The organism is Streptomyces sp. GL_148 (genome assembly GCF_057834205.1).
This window is the reverse complement of the sequence record NZ_CM174396.1, coordinates 1619429-1635533: the sequence shown is the minus strand read 5'-3', so window position 1 is coordinate 1635533 and position 16105 is coordinate 1619429. Positions and strand designations below refer to the sequence as shown.

The 16105-nt window shown below is 70.7% G+C and carries 17 protein-coding genes; 11 read left to right on the top strand and 6 right to left on the bottom strand.

All coding sequences use genetic code 11. From position 1 onward, the window contains the following. Nucleotides 1-2: 2 nt before the first annotated feature. Nucleotides 3-584, bottom strand: a complete 582-nt coding sequence (locus tag AC3IYI_RS07475) for a pyridoxamine 5'-phosphate oxidase family protein (protein ID WP_489409439.1) — start codon at nt 582-584, stop codon at nt 3-5. A gap of 54 nt (nt 585-638) precedes the next feature. After that, nucleotides 639-2219: a HEAT repeat domain-containing protein gene (locus tag AC3IYI_RS07470; protein ID WP_489409438.1), complete on the bottom strand. Its 1581-nt coding sequence runs from the start codon at nt 2217-2219 to the stop codon at nt 639-641. A gap of 174 nt (nt 2220-2393) precedes the next feature. On the opposite strand from AC3IYI_RS07470, the gene AC3IYI_RS07465 reads away from it, so the two are divergent. After that, a complete protein-coding gene (locus AC3IYI_RS07465; RefSeq protein WP_489409437.1) occupies nt 2394-3587 on the top strand; it encodes an argininosuccinate synthase in 1194 nt (397 codons plus the stop codon). Nucleotides 3588-3695: 108 nt separating this feature from the next. Next, nucleotides 3696-5126: an argininosuccinate lyase gene (argH, locus tag AC3IYI_RS07460; protein WP_489409436.1), complete on the top strand. Its 1431-nt coding sequence runs from the start codon at nt 3696-3698 to the stop codon at nt 5124-5126. A gap of 123 nt (nt 5127-5249) precedes the next feature. On the opposite strand, the gene AC3IYI_RS07455 is transcribed toward argH, so the two are convergent. Continuing rightward, the gene (locus AC3IYI_RS07455; RefSeq protein WP_489409435.1) at nt 5250-5765 is read right to left on the bottom strand and encodes an HAD domain-containing protein; all 516 of its coding nucleotides are present in this window, start codon (nt 5763-5765) and stop codon (nt 5250-5252) included. 85 nt (nt 5766-5850) lie between these two features. On the opposite strand from AC3IYI_RS07455, the gene AC3IYI_RS07450 reads away from it, so the two are divergent. From AC3IYI_RS07450 to AC3IYI_RS07440, 3 genes are all read left to right on the top strand, one after another. Further along, the gene (locus tag AC3IYI_RS07450) at nt 5851-6402 is read left to right on the top strand and encodes a TetR/AcrR family transcriptional regulator (protein ID WP_489409434.1); all 552 of its coding nucleotides are present in this window, start codon (nt 5851-5853) and stop codon (nt 6400-6402) included. Further along, nucleotides 6399-7943 carry an MFS transporter gene (locus AC3IYI_RS07445; RefSeq protein WP_489409433.1) on the top strand — a complete coding sequence of 515 codons (1545 nt, stop codon included), beginning with the start codon at nt 6399-6401 and terminating at the stop codon, nt 7941-7943. Before AC3IYI_RS07450 ends, AC3IYI_RS07445 begins: the two co-directional genes overlap by 4 nt. A 79-nt stretch (nt 7944-8022) precedes the next feature. After that, the gene (locus AC3IYI_RS07440) at nt 8023-9501 is read left to right on the top strand and encodes a membrane-associated oxidoreductase (RefSeq protein WP_489409432.1); all 1479 of its coding nucleotides are present in this window, start codon (nt 8023-8025) and stop codon (nt 9499-9501) included. A 15-nt stretch (nt 9502-9516) separates the two neighbouring features. Here the strand turns inward: AC3IYI_RS07440 and AC3IYI_RS07435 are convergent, their stop codons facing one another. Continuing rightward, nucleotides 9517-10146, bottom strand: a complete 630-nt coding sequence (locus tag AC3IYI_RS07435; protein WP_478686781.1) for a lysophospholipid acyltransferase family protein — start codon at nt 10144-10146, stop codon at nt 9517-9519. A gap of 307 nt (nt 10147-10453) precedes the next feature. Here AC3IYI_RS07435 and AC3IYI_RS07430 point away from each other — a divergent pair, with 307 nt between their 5' ends. The 3 genes from AC3IYI_RS07430 (at nt 10454) to AC3IYI_RS07420 (ending at nt 12834) form a co-directional block, all read left to right on the top strand. Continuing rightward, nucleotides 10454-11641, top strand: a complete 1188-nt coding sequence (locus AC3IYI_RS07430) for a glycerophosphodiester phosphodiesterase (RefSeq protein ID WP_489409431.1) — start codon at nt 10454-10456, stop codon at nt 11639-11641. Between the two features lie 73 nt (nt 11642-11714). Further along, nucleotides 11715-12290, top strand: a complete 576-nt coding sequence (locus tag AC3IYI_RS07425) for a sigma-70 family RNA polymerase sigma factor (protein WP_489411459.1) — start codon at nt 11715-11717, stop codon at nt 12288-12290. Nucleotides 12291-12327: 37 nt separating this feature from the next. After that, entirely contained in the window at nt 12328-12834 is a 507-nt protein-coding gene (locus AC3IYI_RS07420; RefSeq protein WP_489409430.1) for a GNAT family N-acetyltransferase, read from the top strand. A gap of 37 nt (nt 12835-12871) precedes the next feature. Here AC3IYI_RS07420 and AC3IYI_RS07415 read toward each other — a convergent pair whose 3' ends face one another. Both AC3IYI_RS07415 and AC3IYI_RS07410 read right to left on the bottom strand, forming a co-directional pair. Next, the gene (locus tag AC3IYI_RS07415; protein WP_489409429.1) at nt 12872-13306 is read right to left on the bottom strand and encodes a hypothetical protein; all 435 of its coding nucleotides are present in this window, start codon (nt 13304-13306) and stop codon (nt 12872-12874) included. Further along, on the bottom strand, nt 13299-13667 hold the full coding sequence (locus tag AC3IYI_RS07410) for a hypothetical protein (protein ID WP_327251839.1): 369 nt from the start codon (nt 13665-13667) through the stop codon (nt 13299-13301). Before AC3IYI_RS07410 ends, AC3IYI_RS07415 begins: the two co-directional genes overlap by 8 nt. 68 nt (nt 13668-13735) lie before the next feature. Between AC3IYI_RS07410 and AC3IYI_RS07405 the strand changes: the two genes are divergently transcribed. From AC3IYI_RS07405 to AC3IYI_RS07395, 3 genes are all read left to right on the top strand, one after another. Beyond that, entirely contained in the window at nt 13736-13906 is a 171-nt protein-coding gene (locus AC3IYI_RS07405) for a hypothetical protein (RefSeq protein ID WP_489409428.1), read from the top strand. A gap of 373 nt (nt 13907-14279) precedes the next feature. Continuing rightward, nucleotides 14280-15371, top strand: coding sequence for a methionine ABC transporter ATP-binding protein (locus AC3IYI_RS07400; protein ID WP_489409427.1), 1092 nt, complete (start codon nt 14280-14282; stop codon nt 15369-15371). Beyond that, on the top strand, nt 15368-16036 hold the full coding sequence (locus AC3IYI_RS07395) for a methionine ABC transporter permease (protein WP_489409426.1): 669 nt from the start codon (nt 15368-15370) through the stop codon (nt 16034-16036). Before AC3IYI_RS07400 ends, AC3IYI_RS07395 begins: the two co-directional genes overlap by 4 nt. Nucleotides 16037-16105 lie beyond the last annotated feature (69 nt).

Sequence of the window (16105 nt, the reverse complement as noted above, 5' to 3'; positions counted from 1 at the left end):
TGTCAGACGGTACGGGGCGGAAGGGGCAGAGGCAGCGCAGGCAGGCCGTCGACGCTCACCCCGATGAACTCCTTCTTCTCGCAGTACTCGTTGAACTCCTCGTCCGTCTTGCGGCCGAAGTACTCCGCGTGGAGCGTGCGCTCGCCCTGGTACTCCATGAAGGGGATGGCGTACCCGCACACGTCCGCGATCCGGCGGGCCTTGACGAGGATGACCGCGCGCGCCGCGGGCCCATCGGCCTCCCCGAACAGTTCGACGAGCCCGTCCCAGCGCGGGTCGTCACGGAAGACGGCCTCGCCGTCGCCGTGGATGCGCACGATGTTCGGCGGCCCGCTGAACGCGCACCACATCAGCGTGATGCGGCCGTTCTCGCGGACGTGCGCGATGGTCTCGGCGCCGCTGCCGCCGAAGTCCAGGTAGGCGAGGGTCGTTTCGTCGATGACGACGAGCGTCCCGGCGCGGCCCTTGGGGGAGAGGTTGATGTGGCCGTCGCCGGACAGTGGGGCGGTGGCGGTGAAGAAGATCGGCTGCTCTTCGATGAAAGTGCGGAGCCTGCCGTCAATGCGATCGTAGAGCTTTCCCATGAGCGGATTATCGCCCCACGGGTGCACGGCCCGGGCAGTGGGTTCCGGCGGATGTCACCGGGTGAGACCGAGACGCCTGCGGCGCTGCCACAGGCCGTACTCGGGGAACAGGTGCGCCGACCGGGTGAGCAGCCCGTCCAGTTCGGGCAGGTCCGCGTCTCCCGCGCGCAAGGTGGACTGCCAGTCCCAGCCGGTCACGATCGCCCCGGCAGTCGAGCGCAGCCTGGGGTCGGGATCCTGCGACAGGGCCACCGCGGCCCGTAGTTCGTGGATCCCGCCCCGTGCGCGCAGCAGCCGGAAGGCGGCCCGGCGCACGTGCGGGGGGTGTACGAGCCCGAGGCGCTCGGCGAGGTGGCGGTGGTCCAGCCGTCCCGCCACCGGGAGCAGGCTCAACGAGGCCTCGCGGGCCACCGGAGCCGACGGGTCGTCCAGCAGGGGGAGCAGGAACGCGTCGTCAGTGGCGTCGTCCAGCCGGCGCAGCCCGGCCACGGCGGCGGCCCGTACCGCACTGGTGGGGTGGTCCAGCAAGGGCCACAGCAGCGGCGCGTCCGCCCGCTTCGCGCATTCGGAGAAGCCGGTCACCGCGTACGGGGAGATCACGTACTCGGGGACGCTGAGCAGGGCGCTGTAGCGGACGGCCGGGTCGGCGCCGTCCTGCGCGAAGAGCCAGCGCGCGCAGGCCCGTACGAGGGCCGAGCGGTCGGCGAGGAACAGGGCGGCGTCGTACGCCCGCCCGGCGGCGCGCAGCGCGGTGACCCCGGCCGCCCGGACCATGGGGCCGTGCCCGGCGAGCAGGGTGTCGATCGCGGTGTCGTCCGGCCCGTCGTCGGCCATGGCGCGCAGCGCGGCATCGGTCCACAGCCGCGCCGTGGCCGGGTCCGGCTCCGCGGCGGCCCGCAGCGCGAGTTCCCGTATGCCGGTCCCGCCGATCTCCAGGGACAGGCGGGCGGCGAACCGGCGGGTCGGCGGGTCGGCGTGCCGGCGCAGGCGGCCCAGGATGTCTTCGCGCTGCGCGGGGGTCAGCGAGTTCCAGCTCCATGTGGTCGAGGGCCGGCCGGGACGCCACCAGGCGGCGAGCAGCGAGTACCGGCCGGTCAGGGCGGCCTCCAGCTGCTCCGCCGCCCAGGCGCCGTGCTCGCGCCGGCCCAGCCGCAGGACGAGCGGGGCGATCCGGACCAGCGCGTAGACAGGGTCCCGGGCCACGATCCGGGCGAGTACCCGCCGGGCGCGCCCGCGTACGGGCGGCGCCCAGTCGGCGCACCGGATCAGCACGAGCTCGAGCGGCGGGTACTGGGCCGCGGCCCGGTCGAACGCGCGCCGGTAGCGCCCCCGCAGCGGCGGGAACCAGGAGACGAAGTTGAGCAGGACGAATTCGAGCGGCGGGGTCGGCGACGCGCGGAGGGCGGACGCGCGGATCCGCCCGTCCGGGTCGCAGAGCCGGGCCTCGATCCGTCGCCCGCGCAGCGGCTCGTAGGAGCGGCGGCCGATGCGGCGCACTTCCTCGTCGAAGGCGGTCCAGGCATCGGGCCCGCTCCCGGCGAGCATGCCGGTGACCGGGGTGGTCAGGCGTCCCCACAGCACATCCAGAGCTGCCCCCTGGCCCGTCCATACGTCCTGCCGTGCACCGGCTCCCATATGCCCTCCCCGAGTCGTCCGCCGATGGTAAGCGGTCGCTTGCGGCCGGTGCCTTCGATATTCGTGCTGGTCAGAGAGATCGGATCTCGGCTCGATTGACGAAACATACGGACCAGTGCATAGTTATGCCTAGCTGTTGGAAGCAACGGCGGATGCACATGTAAGGAGAACCCCGTGGCCGAGCGCGTCGTACTCGCCTATTCAGGCGGTCTGGACACCTCCGTCGCCATCGGCTGGATCGCCGAGGAGACGGGCGCCGAGGTCATCGCCGTCGCGGTGGACGTCGGTCAGGGCGGCGAGGACCTGGACGTCATCCGCAAGCGGGCGCTCGCCTGCGGTGCGGTCGAGGCCGAGGTCGCCGACGCCAGGGGCGAGTTCGCCGACGAGTACTGCCTCCCGGCGATCAAGGCGAACGCCCTCTACATGGACCGCTACCCGCTGGTCTCCGCCCTCTCGCGGCCGGCCATCGTGAAGCACCTCGTCGCCGCCGCCCGCAAGCACGGCGCGACGACCGTCGCCCACGGCTGCACCGGCAAGGGCAACGACCAGGTCCGCTTCGAGGCCGGCATCGCCGCCCTCGGCCCCGACCTCACGTGCATCGCCCCGGTCCGCGACTACGCGATGACCCGCGACAAGGCCATCGCCTTCGCCGAGAAGGCCAACCTGCCGATCGCGACCACCAAGAAGTCCCCGTACTCCATCGACCAGAACGTCTTCGGGCGCGCCGTCGAGACGGGGTTCCTGGAGGACATCTGGAACGCTCCGATCGAGGACATCTACGAGTACACCGCGGACCCGGCCCTCCCGCGCGAGGCCGACGAGGTCGTCATCTCCTTCAAGGAGGGCGTCCCGGTCGCCATCGACGGCAAGCCCGTCACGGTCCTCCAGGCCATCCAGCAGCTCAACGAGCGCGCCGGAGCCCAGGGCATCGGCCGGATCGACATCGTCGAGGACCGTCTCGTGGGCATCAAGTCCCGCGAGGTGTACGAGGCCCCGGGCGCGATCGCGCTGATTTCCGCCCACCAGGAGCTGGAGAACGTCACCGTCGAGCGCGAGCTGGCCCGCTACAAGCGGCAGGTCGAGCAGCGCTGGGGCGAGATGGTCTACGACGGCCTGTGGTTCTCCCCGCTGAAGCGGGCGCTGGACGGCTTCATCAACGCGGCCAACCAGCACGTCAGCGGCGACATCCGGATGACCCTGCACGGCGGCCGCGCGGTCGTCACCGGCCGGAAGTCGGACGAGTCGCTGTACGACTTCAACCTCGCGACCTACGACTCGGGCGACACCTTCGACCAGTCGAAGGCCCAGGGCTTCATCGAGATCTTCGGCCTGTCCTCGAAGATCGCGGCCCGTCGCGACCTCGCCTGACCCGCCGTCCCGATCCCAACCCGCCGTACAGGCCGTCTCCCCGTTACCTCCGCGACGGGGAGGCGGTTGCACATCCGAAGCCATGCACGTTCTTGAGGAGCAGTAGCTGTGAGCAGCAACAACGGTGGTGACGTCCGGCTCTGGGGCGCCCGGTTCGCCGACGGTCCCGCCGAGGCCCTCGCGAAGCTGTCCGCGTCGGTCCACTTCGACTGGCGCCTGGCCCCGTACGACATCGCGGGCTCCAAGGCCCATGCCCGCGCGCTCGCCACGGCGGGTCTGCTCACAGCCGACGAGCTCGGCCGCATGACCGCAGGCCTGGACCAGCTCGCGGTCGACGTGGAGAACGGCTCCTTCACCGGCACCATCGCCGACGAGGACGTCCACACCGCGCTGGAGCGGGGCCTGCTGGAGCGGCTCGGCGCCGACCTCGGCGGCAAGCTGCGCGCCGGCCGCTCGCGCAACGACCAGATCGCCACCCTCTTCCGCATGTACCTGCGCGACCACGCCCGGATCATCGGCGGCCTGATCGCCGACCTCCAGGACGCGTTGGTCGGCCTCGCCGAGGCGCACGCCGACGTGGCCATGCCGGGGCGGACCCACCTGCAGCACGCGCAGCCGGTGCTCTTCGCCCACCACGTACTGGCCCACGTGCAGTCCCTGTCCCGGGACGCGGAGCGGCTGCGCCAGTGGGACACCCGGACCGCGGTGTCCCCGTACGGCTCGGGCGCCCTGGCGGGCTCCTCGCTCGGCCTGGACCCGGAGGCGGTCGCCGCCGACCTGGGCTTCGAGCGGGGTTCGGTCGGCAACTCCATCGACGGCACGGCCTCGCGCGACTTCGTCGCAGAGTTCGCCTTCGTCACCGCGATGATCGGCATCAACCTGTCGCGGATCGCGGAGGAGATCATCATCTGGAACACGAAGGAGTTCTCCTTCGTGACCCTGCACGACGCCTTCTCCACGGGCTCGTCGATCATGCCGCAGAAGAAGAACCCGGACATCGCCGAGCTGGCGCGCGGCAAGTCGGGCCGCCTCATCGGCAACCTGACGGGCCTGCTCGCCACCCTGAAGGCCCTTCCCCTGGCCTACAACCGGGACCTCCAGGAGGACAAGGAGCCGGTCTTCGACTCCTGCGACACCCTCGAAGTCCTGCTGCCGGCCTTCACCGGGATGATGGCCACCCTCACGATCAATCGGGAGCGGATGGAGGAGCTGGCCCCGGCCGGCTTCTCGCTCGCCACCGACATCGCGGAGTGGCTGGTCAAGCAGGGCGTCCCGTTCCGGGTGGCGCACGAGGTGGCCGGCGGCTGCGTCAAGGAGTGCGAGGGGCTCGGCATCGAGCTCGACGAGCTGACGGACGAACAGTTCGCGAAGATCTCGGAGCACCTGACGCCGGAGGTCCGTACGGTCCTCAACGTCAAGGGCGCGCTGGCCTCCCGCGACGGCCGCGGCGGCACCGCCCCGTCGGCGGTCGCGATCCAGCTCACGGAGCTGAAGGCCGACCTGGTCATCCAGCACGCCTGGGCCGTCCACAAGCTGTAGCCATGCACGAGCTGTAACCGCCCACAAGCAGCAGCCACCCACAAGCAGTAGCCATCCACAAGCAGTAACCGCCGTACCCGCAGGGGCGGCCGGAGCCTTCGGGCCCCGGCTGCCCCTGCGGCGTTACGCCGCCCACCCCGCCAGCGCGTCGAAGTCGGCCCGGACCAGCCCGATCCGCTCGTCGATCCGCAGCAGCAGCGCGTGCGTGGGGTGGTGCTGCTCCACGTATGCGCGGTCCATGTCCGTGATGTCGTCGTCGATCCAGGCGAAGGGCCGCTCGCCCGCGTACTTCAGGATGTACTGGGTCTTCCAGAACGTCCCGCGCGGCGCGCGCCCGTGCATCTGCGGCCAGTCGATCCAGGGGAGCTCCGGCAGGCCCAGGTGCGGGCCTATCCACTCGTTCGCCTCCCCCTTCCAGGTGGTCGCCCAGACCAGCTCGTACGTGTCCGCGAGCGCGAGCAGCCCCGCCCCGTGGTCCGGATTCAGCCAGACCCGCAGCGGCTTCGCACTCTCCGCCCCGGTCCAGCCCGTGGGGCGCATCCGGTGGGTGCGGTAGCCCTCGGGGCGTCGCTGGGGCTTGGCCGCGTAGGGGTTCAGCGGGCCGTCCACGTCGATCAGCAGCAGGGGTTTCGGGTTCATCTCGGCATGCTTCCTTCCGGTGTCCGAGGGGGCACCTCATTTATTCGATGAGACGTCAACGTCTCATTTGGGTTATGGTTGTCTCATGGCCATGGATCGTGATCAGGTGCTCCGCGCCGCCGCCGCCCTGCTCTCCCGCAAATCGACCGCCACGATGGATGAGGTCGCGAGGGCCGCCGGCATCGGCCGCGCGACCCTCCACCGGCACTTCGCCGGGCGCGACGCCCTCGTGCGGGCGCTCGAAGAGCTCGGGATCCGGGAGTTCGAGGTGGCCTTCGACAACGCCCGCCTCGACGAGGGCACGGCGATCGACGCGCTCCGCAGGCTCGTCGCCGAAGCGGAGCCCAACGCCGAGCTGCTGGCCTTCCTCGTCACCGAGAACCAGCTCTTCGAGGGAGACCAGGTCAACGAGGGCTGGGCCCGCCTCGACGCCCGCGTCGGCGACCTCTTCCGGCGCGGTCAGCACGAGGGCGACATCCGGATCGACCTGAGCCCCGCCTGGCTCACCGAGGCCCTCTACGGGCTCATCGGCACCTGCGCCTGGGCCGTCATGGACGGCCGGGTCGCGGCCAAGGACTTTCAGTACATGATCATCGAGCTGTTGCTCGGTGGCGCCCGACGGAGTGTGGAGAAATGAGCCGTACCGAACAGCTGACCCGGACGAAGGGGGCCGAGGGCCGGAGCCCCGGGCGCTGGCTCGCGCTCTCCGTGCTCGTCCTGGCCGTCCTGCTGGTCGCCGTAGACGCCACCGTACTCGGTCTCGCCACGCCCGCCCTCAGTGAGGACCTGAAGCCGTCGGGCACCCAGCTCCTGTGGATCGGCGACATCTACTCCTTCGTCATCGCCGGCCTGCTCGTCTCCATGGGCTCCCTCGGCGACCGGATCGGCCGCAAGAAGCTCCTCCTCGTCGGCGCGACCGCCTTCGGCGCCGTCTCGGTCCTCAACGCCTACGCCACCAGCCCCGAGATGATGATCGTCGCCAGGGCCCTGCTCGGCGTGGCCGGCGCGACCCTGATGCCCTCCACCCTCGCCCTGATCCGCAACATCTTCCACGACCCCAAGGAGCGCAGCCTCGCCATCGGCATCTGGGGCGCCACCGCCTCGGCCGGCGCGGCCGTCGGCCCCGTGGTCGGCGGAGCCCTGCTCCAGCACTTCTGGTGGGGCTCCGTCTTCCTCATCAACCTCCCCGTGATGATCGTCCTGGTCATCGTCGGCATCAAGCTGCTGCCCGAGTCCAAGAACCCGGTCGCCGGCCCCTGGGACCTGTTCAGCGTGGGCCTCTCCCTCGTCGGCATCATCGGCGTGGTCTACGCCGTCAAGCAGGTCGCCACCCACGGCATGGGCTGGGAGGTCTGGGCGGCCGCCGTCATCGGAGCGGGCGCGCTCCACACCTTCGTACGCCGCCAGTTCACGCTGCCGGCCCCGCTCCTCGACATGCGGCTGTTCAAGCACCGCGGGTTCTCCGGTGCGGTTCTCGCGGACCTGCTCACCGTCTTCGGCCTGTCCGGACTGGTCTTCTTCCTCTCCCAGTTCCTCCAGCTCGTCCAGGGCCGCGAGCCGCTCGAAGCGGGCCTCGCCGAACTGCCCGCCGCCGTCGGCGCGGTGGTCACCGGCCTGGTCGCGGGCACGTACGCCCGCAAGTACGGGGTACGGGCCATCGTGACCGGAGGCCTCGCCGCCATCGGCATCGCGCTGGCCGCGCTGACCGTGATCCACAAGGAGACCGGCTACCCGCTGCTCGGCGCCGCCCTGCTCATCGTCGGCCTCGGCGCCGGCTTCTCCTTCACCGTCACCGCCGACGTGATCCTCTCCAGCGTGCCCAAGGAGCAGGCCGGTTCCGCCTCGGCCGTCTCCGAGACCGCCTACGAGCTGGGCGCGGCCCTCGGCATCGCCCTGCTCGGCTCGGTCGTCACCGGCGTCTACCAGGGCTTCACCGCCCCGGCCTCCGTCGCCGGACCCGTCGCCGACGCCGCCCACGAATCGCTCGGCGGCGCCGTCGAAGCCGCCAGGTCACTGGACCCGCAGACCGCCCAGCAGATGGTCGGCGCAGCCCAGGAGGCCTTCGTGGACGGCCTGCGGCTGGCCTCCGGAGTGGGCGCGGCCGTCCTGCTGGCCACCGCCGTGGCCGCCTGGTTCCTGCTCAAGGGACAAGAGCTCCAGGACGGCATCGAGCACTGACCCCGCGTGGCGGCTCGTCAGGGGGCGGTGTCCTGCACGGAGTTGACAGTCCGTGGAACCGCGGGACACCATCCCGGCGATGGAGATCAACGACTTGACCCCGGCGGAGCGCCGCGTATGGGACGCCTTTCCCCGTGGGGAAGGCGTCGACTTCCGGGAGGACCGCAGCGAGGAGGCCACCGACGGCGCCTCGTGGGGGCCCGACCGGACCGTACGCGCCGAAGTCCTCGCCCACCTGCTGCTGCGCGGCGCGGTCCCGCTCGACGGACAGGTCCCCGGCCTGAACGTCCGGGGCGCCCGGATCACCGGCAAGCTCAACCTCAAGTACGCCGACATCGAGCACGCGATCCGGCTGCGGGCCTGCTGGTTCGAGCGCAAACCCCTCCTCTACGGGGCCCGGCTGAGGATCGTGTCGCTGAGCGACTCGGCCCTGCCCGGCCTGACCGCCTCCACCGTCAGCGTCGACATCGCGCTCAAGCTGTCCTGCTGCCGCATCACCGGGCCGGTACGCCTCGCGGGTGCCCGTATAGCGGGCGGACTCTTCCTCCGGAAGGCGGTCATCGGCATCGCGGGCCCGGCCGAGGAGGGCCAGGAGGCGGCCCTCCAGTTCAACCACGCCGACATCGGAACCGACGTCATCGCCATGGAACTCACCGTCCACGGCCAGACCCGCATCAACGGCGCCACCGTCGGCGGCCAGATCAACTTCGACGACGCCCGGCTCCTCGCCCCCGGCGGGACCGCCCTGCACGCCGAGATCCTCAACGTCGGCACCGACCTGCGCGCCATGCGGCTGGAGGCCCGGGGCCGGGTCAACCTCACCGGCTCCCGGATACCGGGACAGCTGAACCTCGCCTACGCCCGCCTCATCAACCCCGGCGGGGTCGCCCTGCGCGCCTCCAGCTGTGTCGCCGGCGAGGTGTGGCTGCGCAACTGCCCGACCGTCCAGGGCGGCGTGAACCTGCGCCGCTCCCAGTTCGACCTGCTCCACATCGCGCCCGAGACCTGGCCGGGTCAGATCCGCATCGCGGGACTCGCCTACCGCGCCCTCAGCCCGCACGTTCCCGCCGAGCAGCGACTGCCCGTTCTGGAGCGCGAGGAGTCGGGCTACCTTCCGCACGCCTACGAACAGCTCGCCACGGCTTACCGGACGGCGGGCGACGAGGCGGGCGCGCGGACCGTCCTGCTCGCCAAACTGCGGCGGCACCGCCGCACCCTGCCCCGGGCCGCCAGGGTCTGGGGCCTCCTCCAGGACGCCACCGTGGGCTACGGGTTCCGGCCGCTGCGCGCCGCGGGCTGGCTGCTGGCGCTGCTGATCACGGGGACCGTCGCGTACGGGCTCCACCCGCCCCGGGAGCTGAAGCAGGGGGAGGCGCCGGACTTCAACCCGGTCTTCTACACGATCGACCTGATGCTGCCGATCATCGGCTTCGGGCAGGAGGCGCCCTTCGCGCCGGACGGCGCGTACCAGTGGCTGTCGTACCTGCTGATCGTGACCGGCTGGGTCCTCGCCACGACGACCGCGGCGGGTGTCAGCCGGTCACTGCAACGGCAGTAGCCGACGGCAGGACGGCTACGCGGCCTTGGCCTTGGTCGCGTACATGTCCACGTACTCCTGGCCGGAGAGCCGCATGACCTCGGCCATCACCGAGTCGGTGACGGCGCGCAGCACGTAGCGGTCGCGGTCCATGCCCTCGTACCGGGAGAACTCCATCGCCTCGCCGAACCGGACCGTGACCCGGCCCGGTCGCGGCATGCCGGCGCCGCCGGGCTGGAGCTTGTCGGTGCCGATCATCGCGAAGGGGACGACGGGCGCGCCGGTCATCAGGGTCAGGCGGGCGATGCCGGTGCGGCCCCGGTAGAGGCGGCCGTCGGGGGAGCGGGTGCCCTCGGGGTAGATGCCGAAGATCTTGCCCTCTTCGAGGATCCTGCGACCGGTCATCAGGGCGGCGACCCCGCCGTTGGCCCCGTCGCGGTCCACGGGGATCATGCCGGCGCCGGTGAAGAACCAGGCCATGGCCCGGCCCTTGACGCCCTTGCCGGTCACGTACTCGTCCTTGCCGATGAAGTGGACCGTGCGGTCGCACACCAGCGGCAGGATCATCGAGTCGATGAAGGTGAGGTGGTTGCCCGCGAGGATCACCGGCCCGGTGCCCGGAATGTTCTCGATGCCCTCGACGCGGGTGCGGAACATCAGGCGCATGACGGGTCCGACAGTGGCTTTGATCAGGCGCGTACGGAACAACGTGGGCCCTCCGGCATCGAAAAGCAAGGTTCTCGCACCCACCACACGCGGCGGTAGTGCAGGTGAGGACGATACTCGCGGGTCCACTCTGATCGCACATCGGGTTCACGAGGTGGATACGCAGTGTTGACGCACGTTTCCGCCACGTTCCGCCCGCGCACCCCCGCCGGCCATCGACGCTTGCCTACCATCGGCACGCGGATTCGGGCCGTAGGCCCCGGAGATCCCGGGACGCCCGGCCCTTGTCCGATGGGGAGTGGCACTGATGACACAGGGTGGGGCAGCGCGGCGCACGGTACTGGGTGCGGCCGTCGTCGCGGCGGGCGGAGCCTTCGGCGGACTCGCGGCGGGCGGCGGTTCGGCCGCGGCGGCGGAGAGCGGCCACGGGGGAGGCACGGGAAGCGGTCAGGGCGGCGGCTACCGGGACCTGCCGGTGCCCACGGTCATCGGGCACCGGGGGGCCAGCGGCTACCGGCCCGAGCACACGCTCGGGTCCTATCAGCTCGCGCTCGACCTCGGCGCCGACGTCGTCGAGCAGGACCTCGTGCCCACCAAGGACGGCCACCTGGTGTGCCGCCACGAGAACGAGATCGGCGGCACGACGGACGTCGCCGACCACCCCGGCTTCGCGTCCCGCAAGACGACCAAGACGATCGACGGGGTCGCGGTCACGGGCTGGTTCACCGAGGACTTCACCCTCGCCGAGCTGAAGACCCTGCGCGCGAAGGAGCGCATCCCCGCCCTCCGGCAGCGCAACACGCTCTACGACGGCCGCTGGGACGTCCCCACCTTCGAAGAGGTGCTCCGCTGGGCCGACCGCGAGGGCCGGCGGCGCGGAAAGCGCGTGTGGCTGCACGTGGAGACCAAGCACCCCAGCTACTTCCGCGGCCTGGGCCTCGGCCTCGAGGAGCCCCTCGCCAAGCTGCTGCGCCGCTACGGGCGTGACGGCCGGGGCGCCCCGGTCTTCCTGCAGTCCTTCGAGCCCTCCAGCATCCAGCGGCTCTCCCGGCTGGTCTCCAGCCCGCGCGTGGTGCTCTTCTCGGCGGCGGGCACCCGCCCGTGGGACTTCGAGCTGGCCAAGGACCCCCGGACGGTCGCCGATCTGGTCAAGCCCGAGGGGCTGCGGTGGATCGCCGGCTTCGCCCAGGGCATCGGGCCGACCATGGACCTGATCCTGCCGCGCGATGCCACCGGCAAGCTCGGCGCCCCGACCACCCTGGTCGCCGACGCCCACGCGCAGGGGCTGATCCTGCACCCCTACACCGCGCGGAACGAGAACAACTTCCTGCCGGCCGACTACCGCAAGGGCACCGACCCGACGGCCTACGGGGACGCCTTCGGCGCCTTCAAGACCTACTTCGAACAGGGCATCGACGGCATCTTCACCGACCATCCCGACACCGGGCTGCTCGCGGCGGAGGCCTTCCGCCCGGGCCGCGGCGTCAACGCCTGACCGGAGCTTCTCGTACGAGTGGGCCGTGCCCGGCGGGGAAACCGCCCGGCACGGCCTTCGCGTCCCGCCCGGCATGGACCTGCTGAAGGCTGATCTCCCCGACCTGTACGAAACGCTCCGCCCGCTGCTCTCGGCCGAAGCGGCCGCCGAGACCGCGGGCACCGGGGTGGACGCCGCCGATCTGGAACAAGCCGTCTGGGTCAGGCTGCTGGAGCACCGCCGCATCCCCGCCGAACCCGCCGACTGGCTGCGCCGGGCGGTGCGCGGGGAGGCCCGCCGGGCGCGGCGCCGGGCCCGGCGCGAAGTCCCGTACGACTCCCGTCATCACTCCGCGGACGGCCGGCCCCCGGTGCACGGCGGGCCCGGCGCGGGGAGCCGTAGCAGTACGGGAGCGGAACCGGAAGACGCCCTCCTGCACGGAGAGGAGAACCGGGCACTGCGATCGGCGGTCGCCCGATTGCCCGGAAGGTGTCCGGAGCTCATGAGGGCACTTCTTTCGCCCAGGGACCTCACCTACCGTGAAATCGCAGGAGAGTTGGGTATCTCACAAGGAAGTTTGGGGCCCGTCCGTTCCCGATGCCTGGGATGTCTGCGCAGAATGCTGGCCGTAGAGGTTGCGGCTCCCGCCCTGCGGGGAATGGAGCGGTAGACCAACAGGCCACCAGGTGAGCGGGAGGCATGCGCACATGGGCATGAGCGTGACCATTTCGGCGGCAACTGCCGAGGATGCCGAGCAGATCATCAAGCTGCAGTATCTGGCGTTCCAGACCGAGGCCGAGCTGTACGGCAACTACCGCATCCAGCCGCTCACCCAGTCCCTGGACTCCCTCAAGGCCGAGCTGGCCTCGGACACCGTTCTGGTCGCCCGGCTCGGTGAGGAGATCGTCGGAGCCGTTCGCGGCACCGTCGACGAAGCGGGCACCGGCAAGATCACCAAGCTCTGCGTGCACCCCCGGCTCCAGGGCCACGGCCTCGGCGCCCGGCTGCTCAGCGCGGTCGAGGCGGCGCTGTCCGGCCACGACGGAACCACCCGCTTCCGGCTGTTCACCGGACACAAGAGCGAGTCGAACCTGCGGCTCTACCGCAAGGCCGGCTACACCCAGGTCGGCGGGCGCACCGCGTCCGACGGCGTGCGCCTGGTGATCCTGGAGAAGGAGGCCAAGGAGGCCACCGACTTCGCGGTCAGCGCCTGAGGCTTAGCCGTAACGGCTAACGGCTAACGCCCAACGCCTAGCGCTTCGCGCGGAGCCAGAGCATCCCGGTGATCGGCAGGATCACCGGGATGAACAGGTAGCCCATCCCGAAGTCCGACCACACGGTCGCGTCGGGGAAGGCCTCGGGCCGCGCCAGGGTCCAGGTGCCCACGACGAGGACGCCGGCCAGCTCGGCGGCGCAGCAGATCCGCGCCGCCTTGCGGGCCGTCTCCCCGCCGCGCACCAGCGAGTACGTGATGAAGGCATAGACCAGCGCGGCCGCGGCCGACAGCGAGTACGCGAGCGGCGCCCGGTCGAACTCGGTGGAGATCTGGTAGGCCGAGCGCGAGACCGCGCCGACGGTGATCACCCCGTAGAACCAGACCAGCAGCACCCCCGGCCCGGTGACCAGACGCTTGTGCCCGCCCGGCGGGGTCGCGGTGGCCGTGGCGTCCGTGTCGGTATCAGGCACCGGTGTTTCCCCAGATGTCGTAGAGCCGTACTTCGAGCACGGCGAGGACGACCGCTCCCGCGGCCACCGTCACCGAACCCCATTTGGTCCGCTCGCTCAGCGAGAGCAGCCCCGCCGCCGGGATGGTCGCGAAGGCCCCCACCAGATAGGCCAGGAAGAGCACCGTGCCCTGGCCGGGCTTCTCGCCGCGGGCGAGCTGGACCAGGCCGATCACCAGCTGGGCCAGGACCAGTACGGTCACCACGGCCATGCCGATGAAGTGCCAGTCCTTGGTCGGCTGGTCCCGCCAGGCGGCGAAACCGCACCAGGCGGCGAGGGCGAGTGCGGCCACGCCGATGGCGACCGTCAGGGCGTCGAGCATGCAGCGAGGGTATTACGGGCCGAAAGACCCGATGCGCTCACCCCTGCCCCGGGGCTTTCCTTGAAGACATGAAGCTGCTGCTGCACGGGAAGCTCGGTCCGCAATGCGCCACCGTGGCCTTGACCACAACGCACCCGGCCGCCGAACTCGACGCGGACGTGGTCGTACGGGACCTCGCGGCCGTGTCCGTGCTGGTCGGAGCCGATGGCGTGACGATCGAGACGGACGATCGGCCCTGACCGGTGTTGTCCGGTATGTGGTCGAAATCCGTCCGCTATTCGGACGCCTTTGATCGGTCACGGGGAACGTCTGGTTTACTGGGCCCATGACCACGACGAGCAGCCGCACCCTTGCGACCGAGGCGACGATGACGCCCGGTGCTCGTTGTATGTGTCGAATGCGCGCCTTCTGAGGGCCCCTTCCCCAGGTCTCACGCCCCGAAGCGAGACCGGCCGAGCCGCTCCCGGCACCTCCGTGTGAACCCGGACCGCTCCTGCCCCGCGCATGCGCCGAAGCCGTCGTTTTCCGATGGTTCGCCCCGTATCGCGTCCCAGATGTTTGCCCCGTGCCCGGCACCCGCTGCGCCGCGCACTCGACAGCGACGGAAATCCTGTGATCACCACATCGGGCCTCACGAAGGTCTACCAGTCCCGTGGCCGCGAGGTCACCGCCCTGGACGGCGTCGACCTGCACGTCCGCCAGGGCGAGGTCTACGGAGTCATCGGCCAGAGCGGCGCCGGAAAGTCCTCCCTGATCCGCTGCGTGAACCTGCTGGAGCGCCCCACCACCGGCACCGTGTCCGTGGACGGGGTCGACCTCACCGCCCTCGCCGGCCGGGGCCGCCGCGCCGGCAAGGAACTCCGCGAGGCCCGCAGCCGCATCGGCATGGTCTTCCAGCACTTCAACCTGCTGTCCTCGCGCACCGTCCAGGGCAACATCGAACTGCCCCTGGAGATCCTCGGGGTCTCCGGCCGCGAGCGCTCCCGCAAGGCCGCCGAACTGCTCGACCTCGTCGGACTCGCCGACAAGGCCAAGTCCTACCCCGGCCAGCTCTCAGGCGGCCAGAAGCAGCGCGTCGGCATCGCCCGCGCCCTGGCCGGCGACCCCAAGGTGCTGCTCTCCGACGAGGCAACCAGCGCCCTGGACCCCGAGACCACCCGCCAGATCCTCCAGCTGCTGCGCGACCTCAACCGCCAGCTGGGCCTGACCGTCCTGCTCATCACGCACGAGATGGACGTGGTCAAGTCCGTCTGCGACTCGGCCGCCCTCATGCGGCAGGGCCGGATCGTCGAGGCCGGCAAGGTCACCGAGCTGCTGGCCACCCCCGGCTCCGAGCTCGCCCACGAACTGTTCCCGCTGACCGGGTCCGCGACCACCGCGGAGCACACGGTCATCGACGTCACCTTCCACGGCGATACCGCGACCCAGCCGGTCATCTCCCAGCTGGCCCGGACCTACAACATCGACATATCGATCCTCGGCGCCGCGATGGACACCGTCGCAGGCCGGCAGATCGGCCGCATGCGCATCGAACTGCCCGGCCGCTACGAGGACAACGTCGTACCCGTCGGCTTCCTGCGCGAGCAGGGCCTGCAGGTGGACGTCGTGGAAGCGGATGCGGATGCGGAAGCGGATGTGGAAGCCGACATAGCAGCGGATGTCGACGGCGAACTGGCCGAGCTGGTCAAGGACGGTGCGAAGTGACCTGGTCCGAAATGCAGCCGCTGCTCACGCAGGGCACCTTCGACACCCTCTACATGGTGTTGTGGTCCGCCCTGGTGACGATCCTGGGCGGACTGCCCATCGGCATCCTGCTCGTCCTCACCGACAAGGGCGGCATGCTCCAGAACCGCGCGGTCAACAAGATCCTCGGCGTGATCGTGAACATGGGCCGCTCGCTCCCGTTCATCATCCTGCTGATCTTCCTTATCCCGGTCACCACGGCGATCGTCGGCACCTTCATCGGCCCCACCGCCATGATCGTGCCGCTCGCCATCGGCGCCGTCCCCTTCTTCGCCCGGCTCGTCGAGACCGCCGTCCGCGAGGTGGACCACGGCCTGATCGAAGCCGTCGAGTCCATGGGCGGCGGCATCCCGACCCTGGTCGGCAAGGTGCTCCTCCCGCAGGCGCTGCCCTCCCTGATCGCGGCCGTCACCACCACCGTGATCACCCTGATCGGCTACTCGGCCATGGCCGGCGCGGTCGGCGGCGAAGGCCTCGGCTCCAAGGCCATCACCTACGGCTTCCAGCGCTTCGAGACGGGCTTCATGGTCGCCACCGTCGTGGTGCTGATCGTGCTCGTCACGGTGATCCAGCTCATCGGCGACGGCGTGGTACGCCTCCTCGCCCGGCGCGGTCGGACAGCCTGAATCCCGCCGAGCGGGACATTCATCTACTTTTCCCAAGAAAGCCCGCACTTGTCGTGCTTGGGCCGTCAT

Coding starts and splice junctions, on each gene's coding strand:
- AC3IYI_RS07470 (WP_489409438.1), bottom strand. CDS start 2,219: ATGGGAGCCGGTGCACGGCAGGACGTATGGACGGGCCAGGGGGCAGCT.
- AC3IYI_RS07440 (WP_489409432.1), top strand. CDS start 8,023: ATGGAGATCAACGACTTGACCCCGGCGGAGCGCCGCGTATGGGACGCC.
- AC3IYI_RS07420 (WP_489409430.1), top strand. CDS start 12,328: ATGGGCATGAGCGTGACCATTTCGGCGGCAACTGCCGAGGATGCCGAG.
- AC3IYI_RS07430 (WP_489409431.1), top strand. CDS start 10,454: ATGACACAGGGTGGGGCAGCGCGGCGCACGGTACTGGGTGCGGCCGTC.
- AC3IYI_RS07425 (WP_489411459.1), top strand. CDS start 11,715: ATGGACCTGCTGAAGGCTGATCTCCCCGACCTGTACGAAACGCTCCGC.
- AC3IYI_RS07435 (WP_478686781.1), bottom strand. CDS start 10,146: ATGCGCCTGATGTTCCGCACCCGCGTCGAGGGCATCGAGAACATTCCG.
- AC3IYI_RS07445 (WP_489409433.1), top strand. CDS start 6,399: ATGAGCCGTACCGAACAGCTGACCCGGACGAAGGGGGCCGAGGGCCGG.
- AC3IYI_RS07405 (WP_489409428.1), top strand. CDS start 13,736: ATGAAGCTGCTGCTGCACGGGAAGCTCGGTCCGCAATGCGCCACCGTG.
- AC3IYI_RS07450 (WP_489409434.1), top strand. CDS start 5,851: ATGGCCATGGATCGTGATCAGGTGCTCCGCGCCGCCGCCGCCCTGCTC.
- AC3IYI_RS07410 (WP_327251839.1), bottom strand. CDS start 13,667: ATGCTCGACGCCCTGACGGTCGCCATCGGCGTGGCCGCACTCGCCCTC.
- AC3IYI_RS07475 (WP_489409439.1), bottom strand. CDS start 584: ATGGGAAAGCTCTACGATCGCATTGACGGCAGGCTCCGCACTTTCATC.
- AC3IYI_RS07455 (WP_489409435.1), bottom strand. CDS start 5,765: ATGAACCCGAAACCCCTGCTGCTGATCGACGTGGACGGCCCGCTGAAC.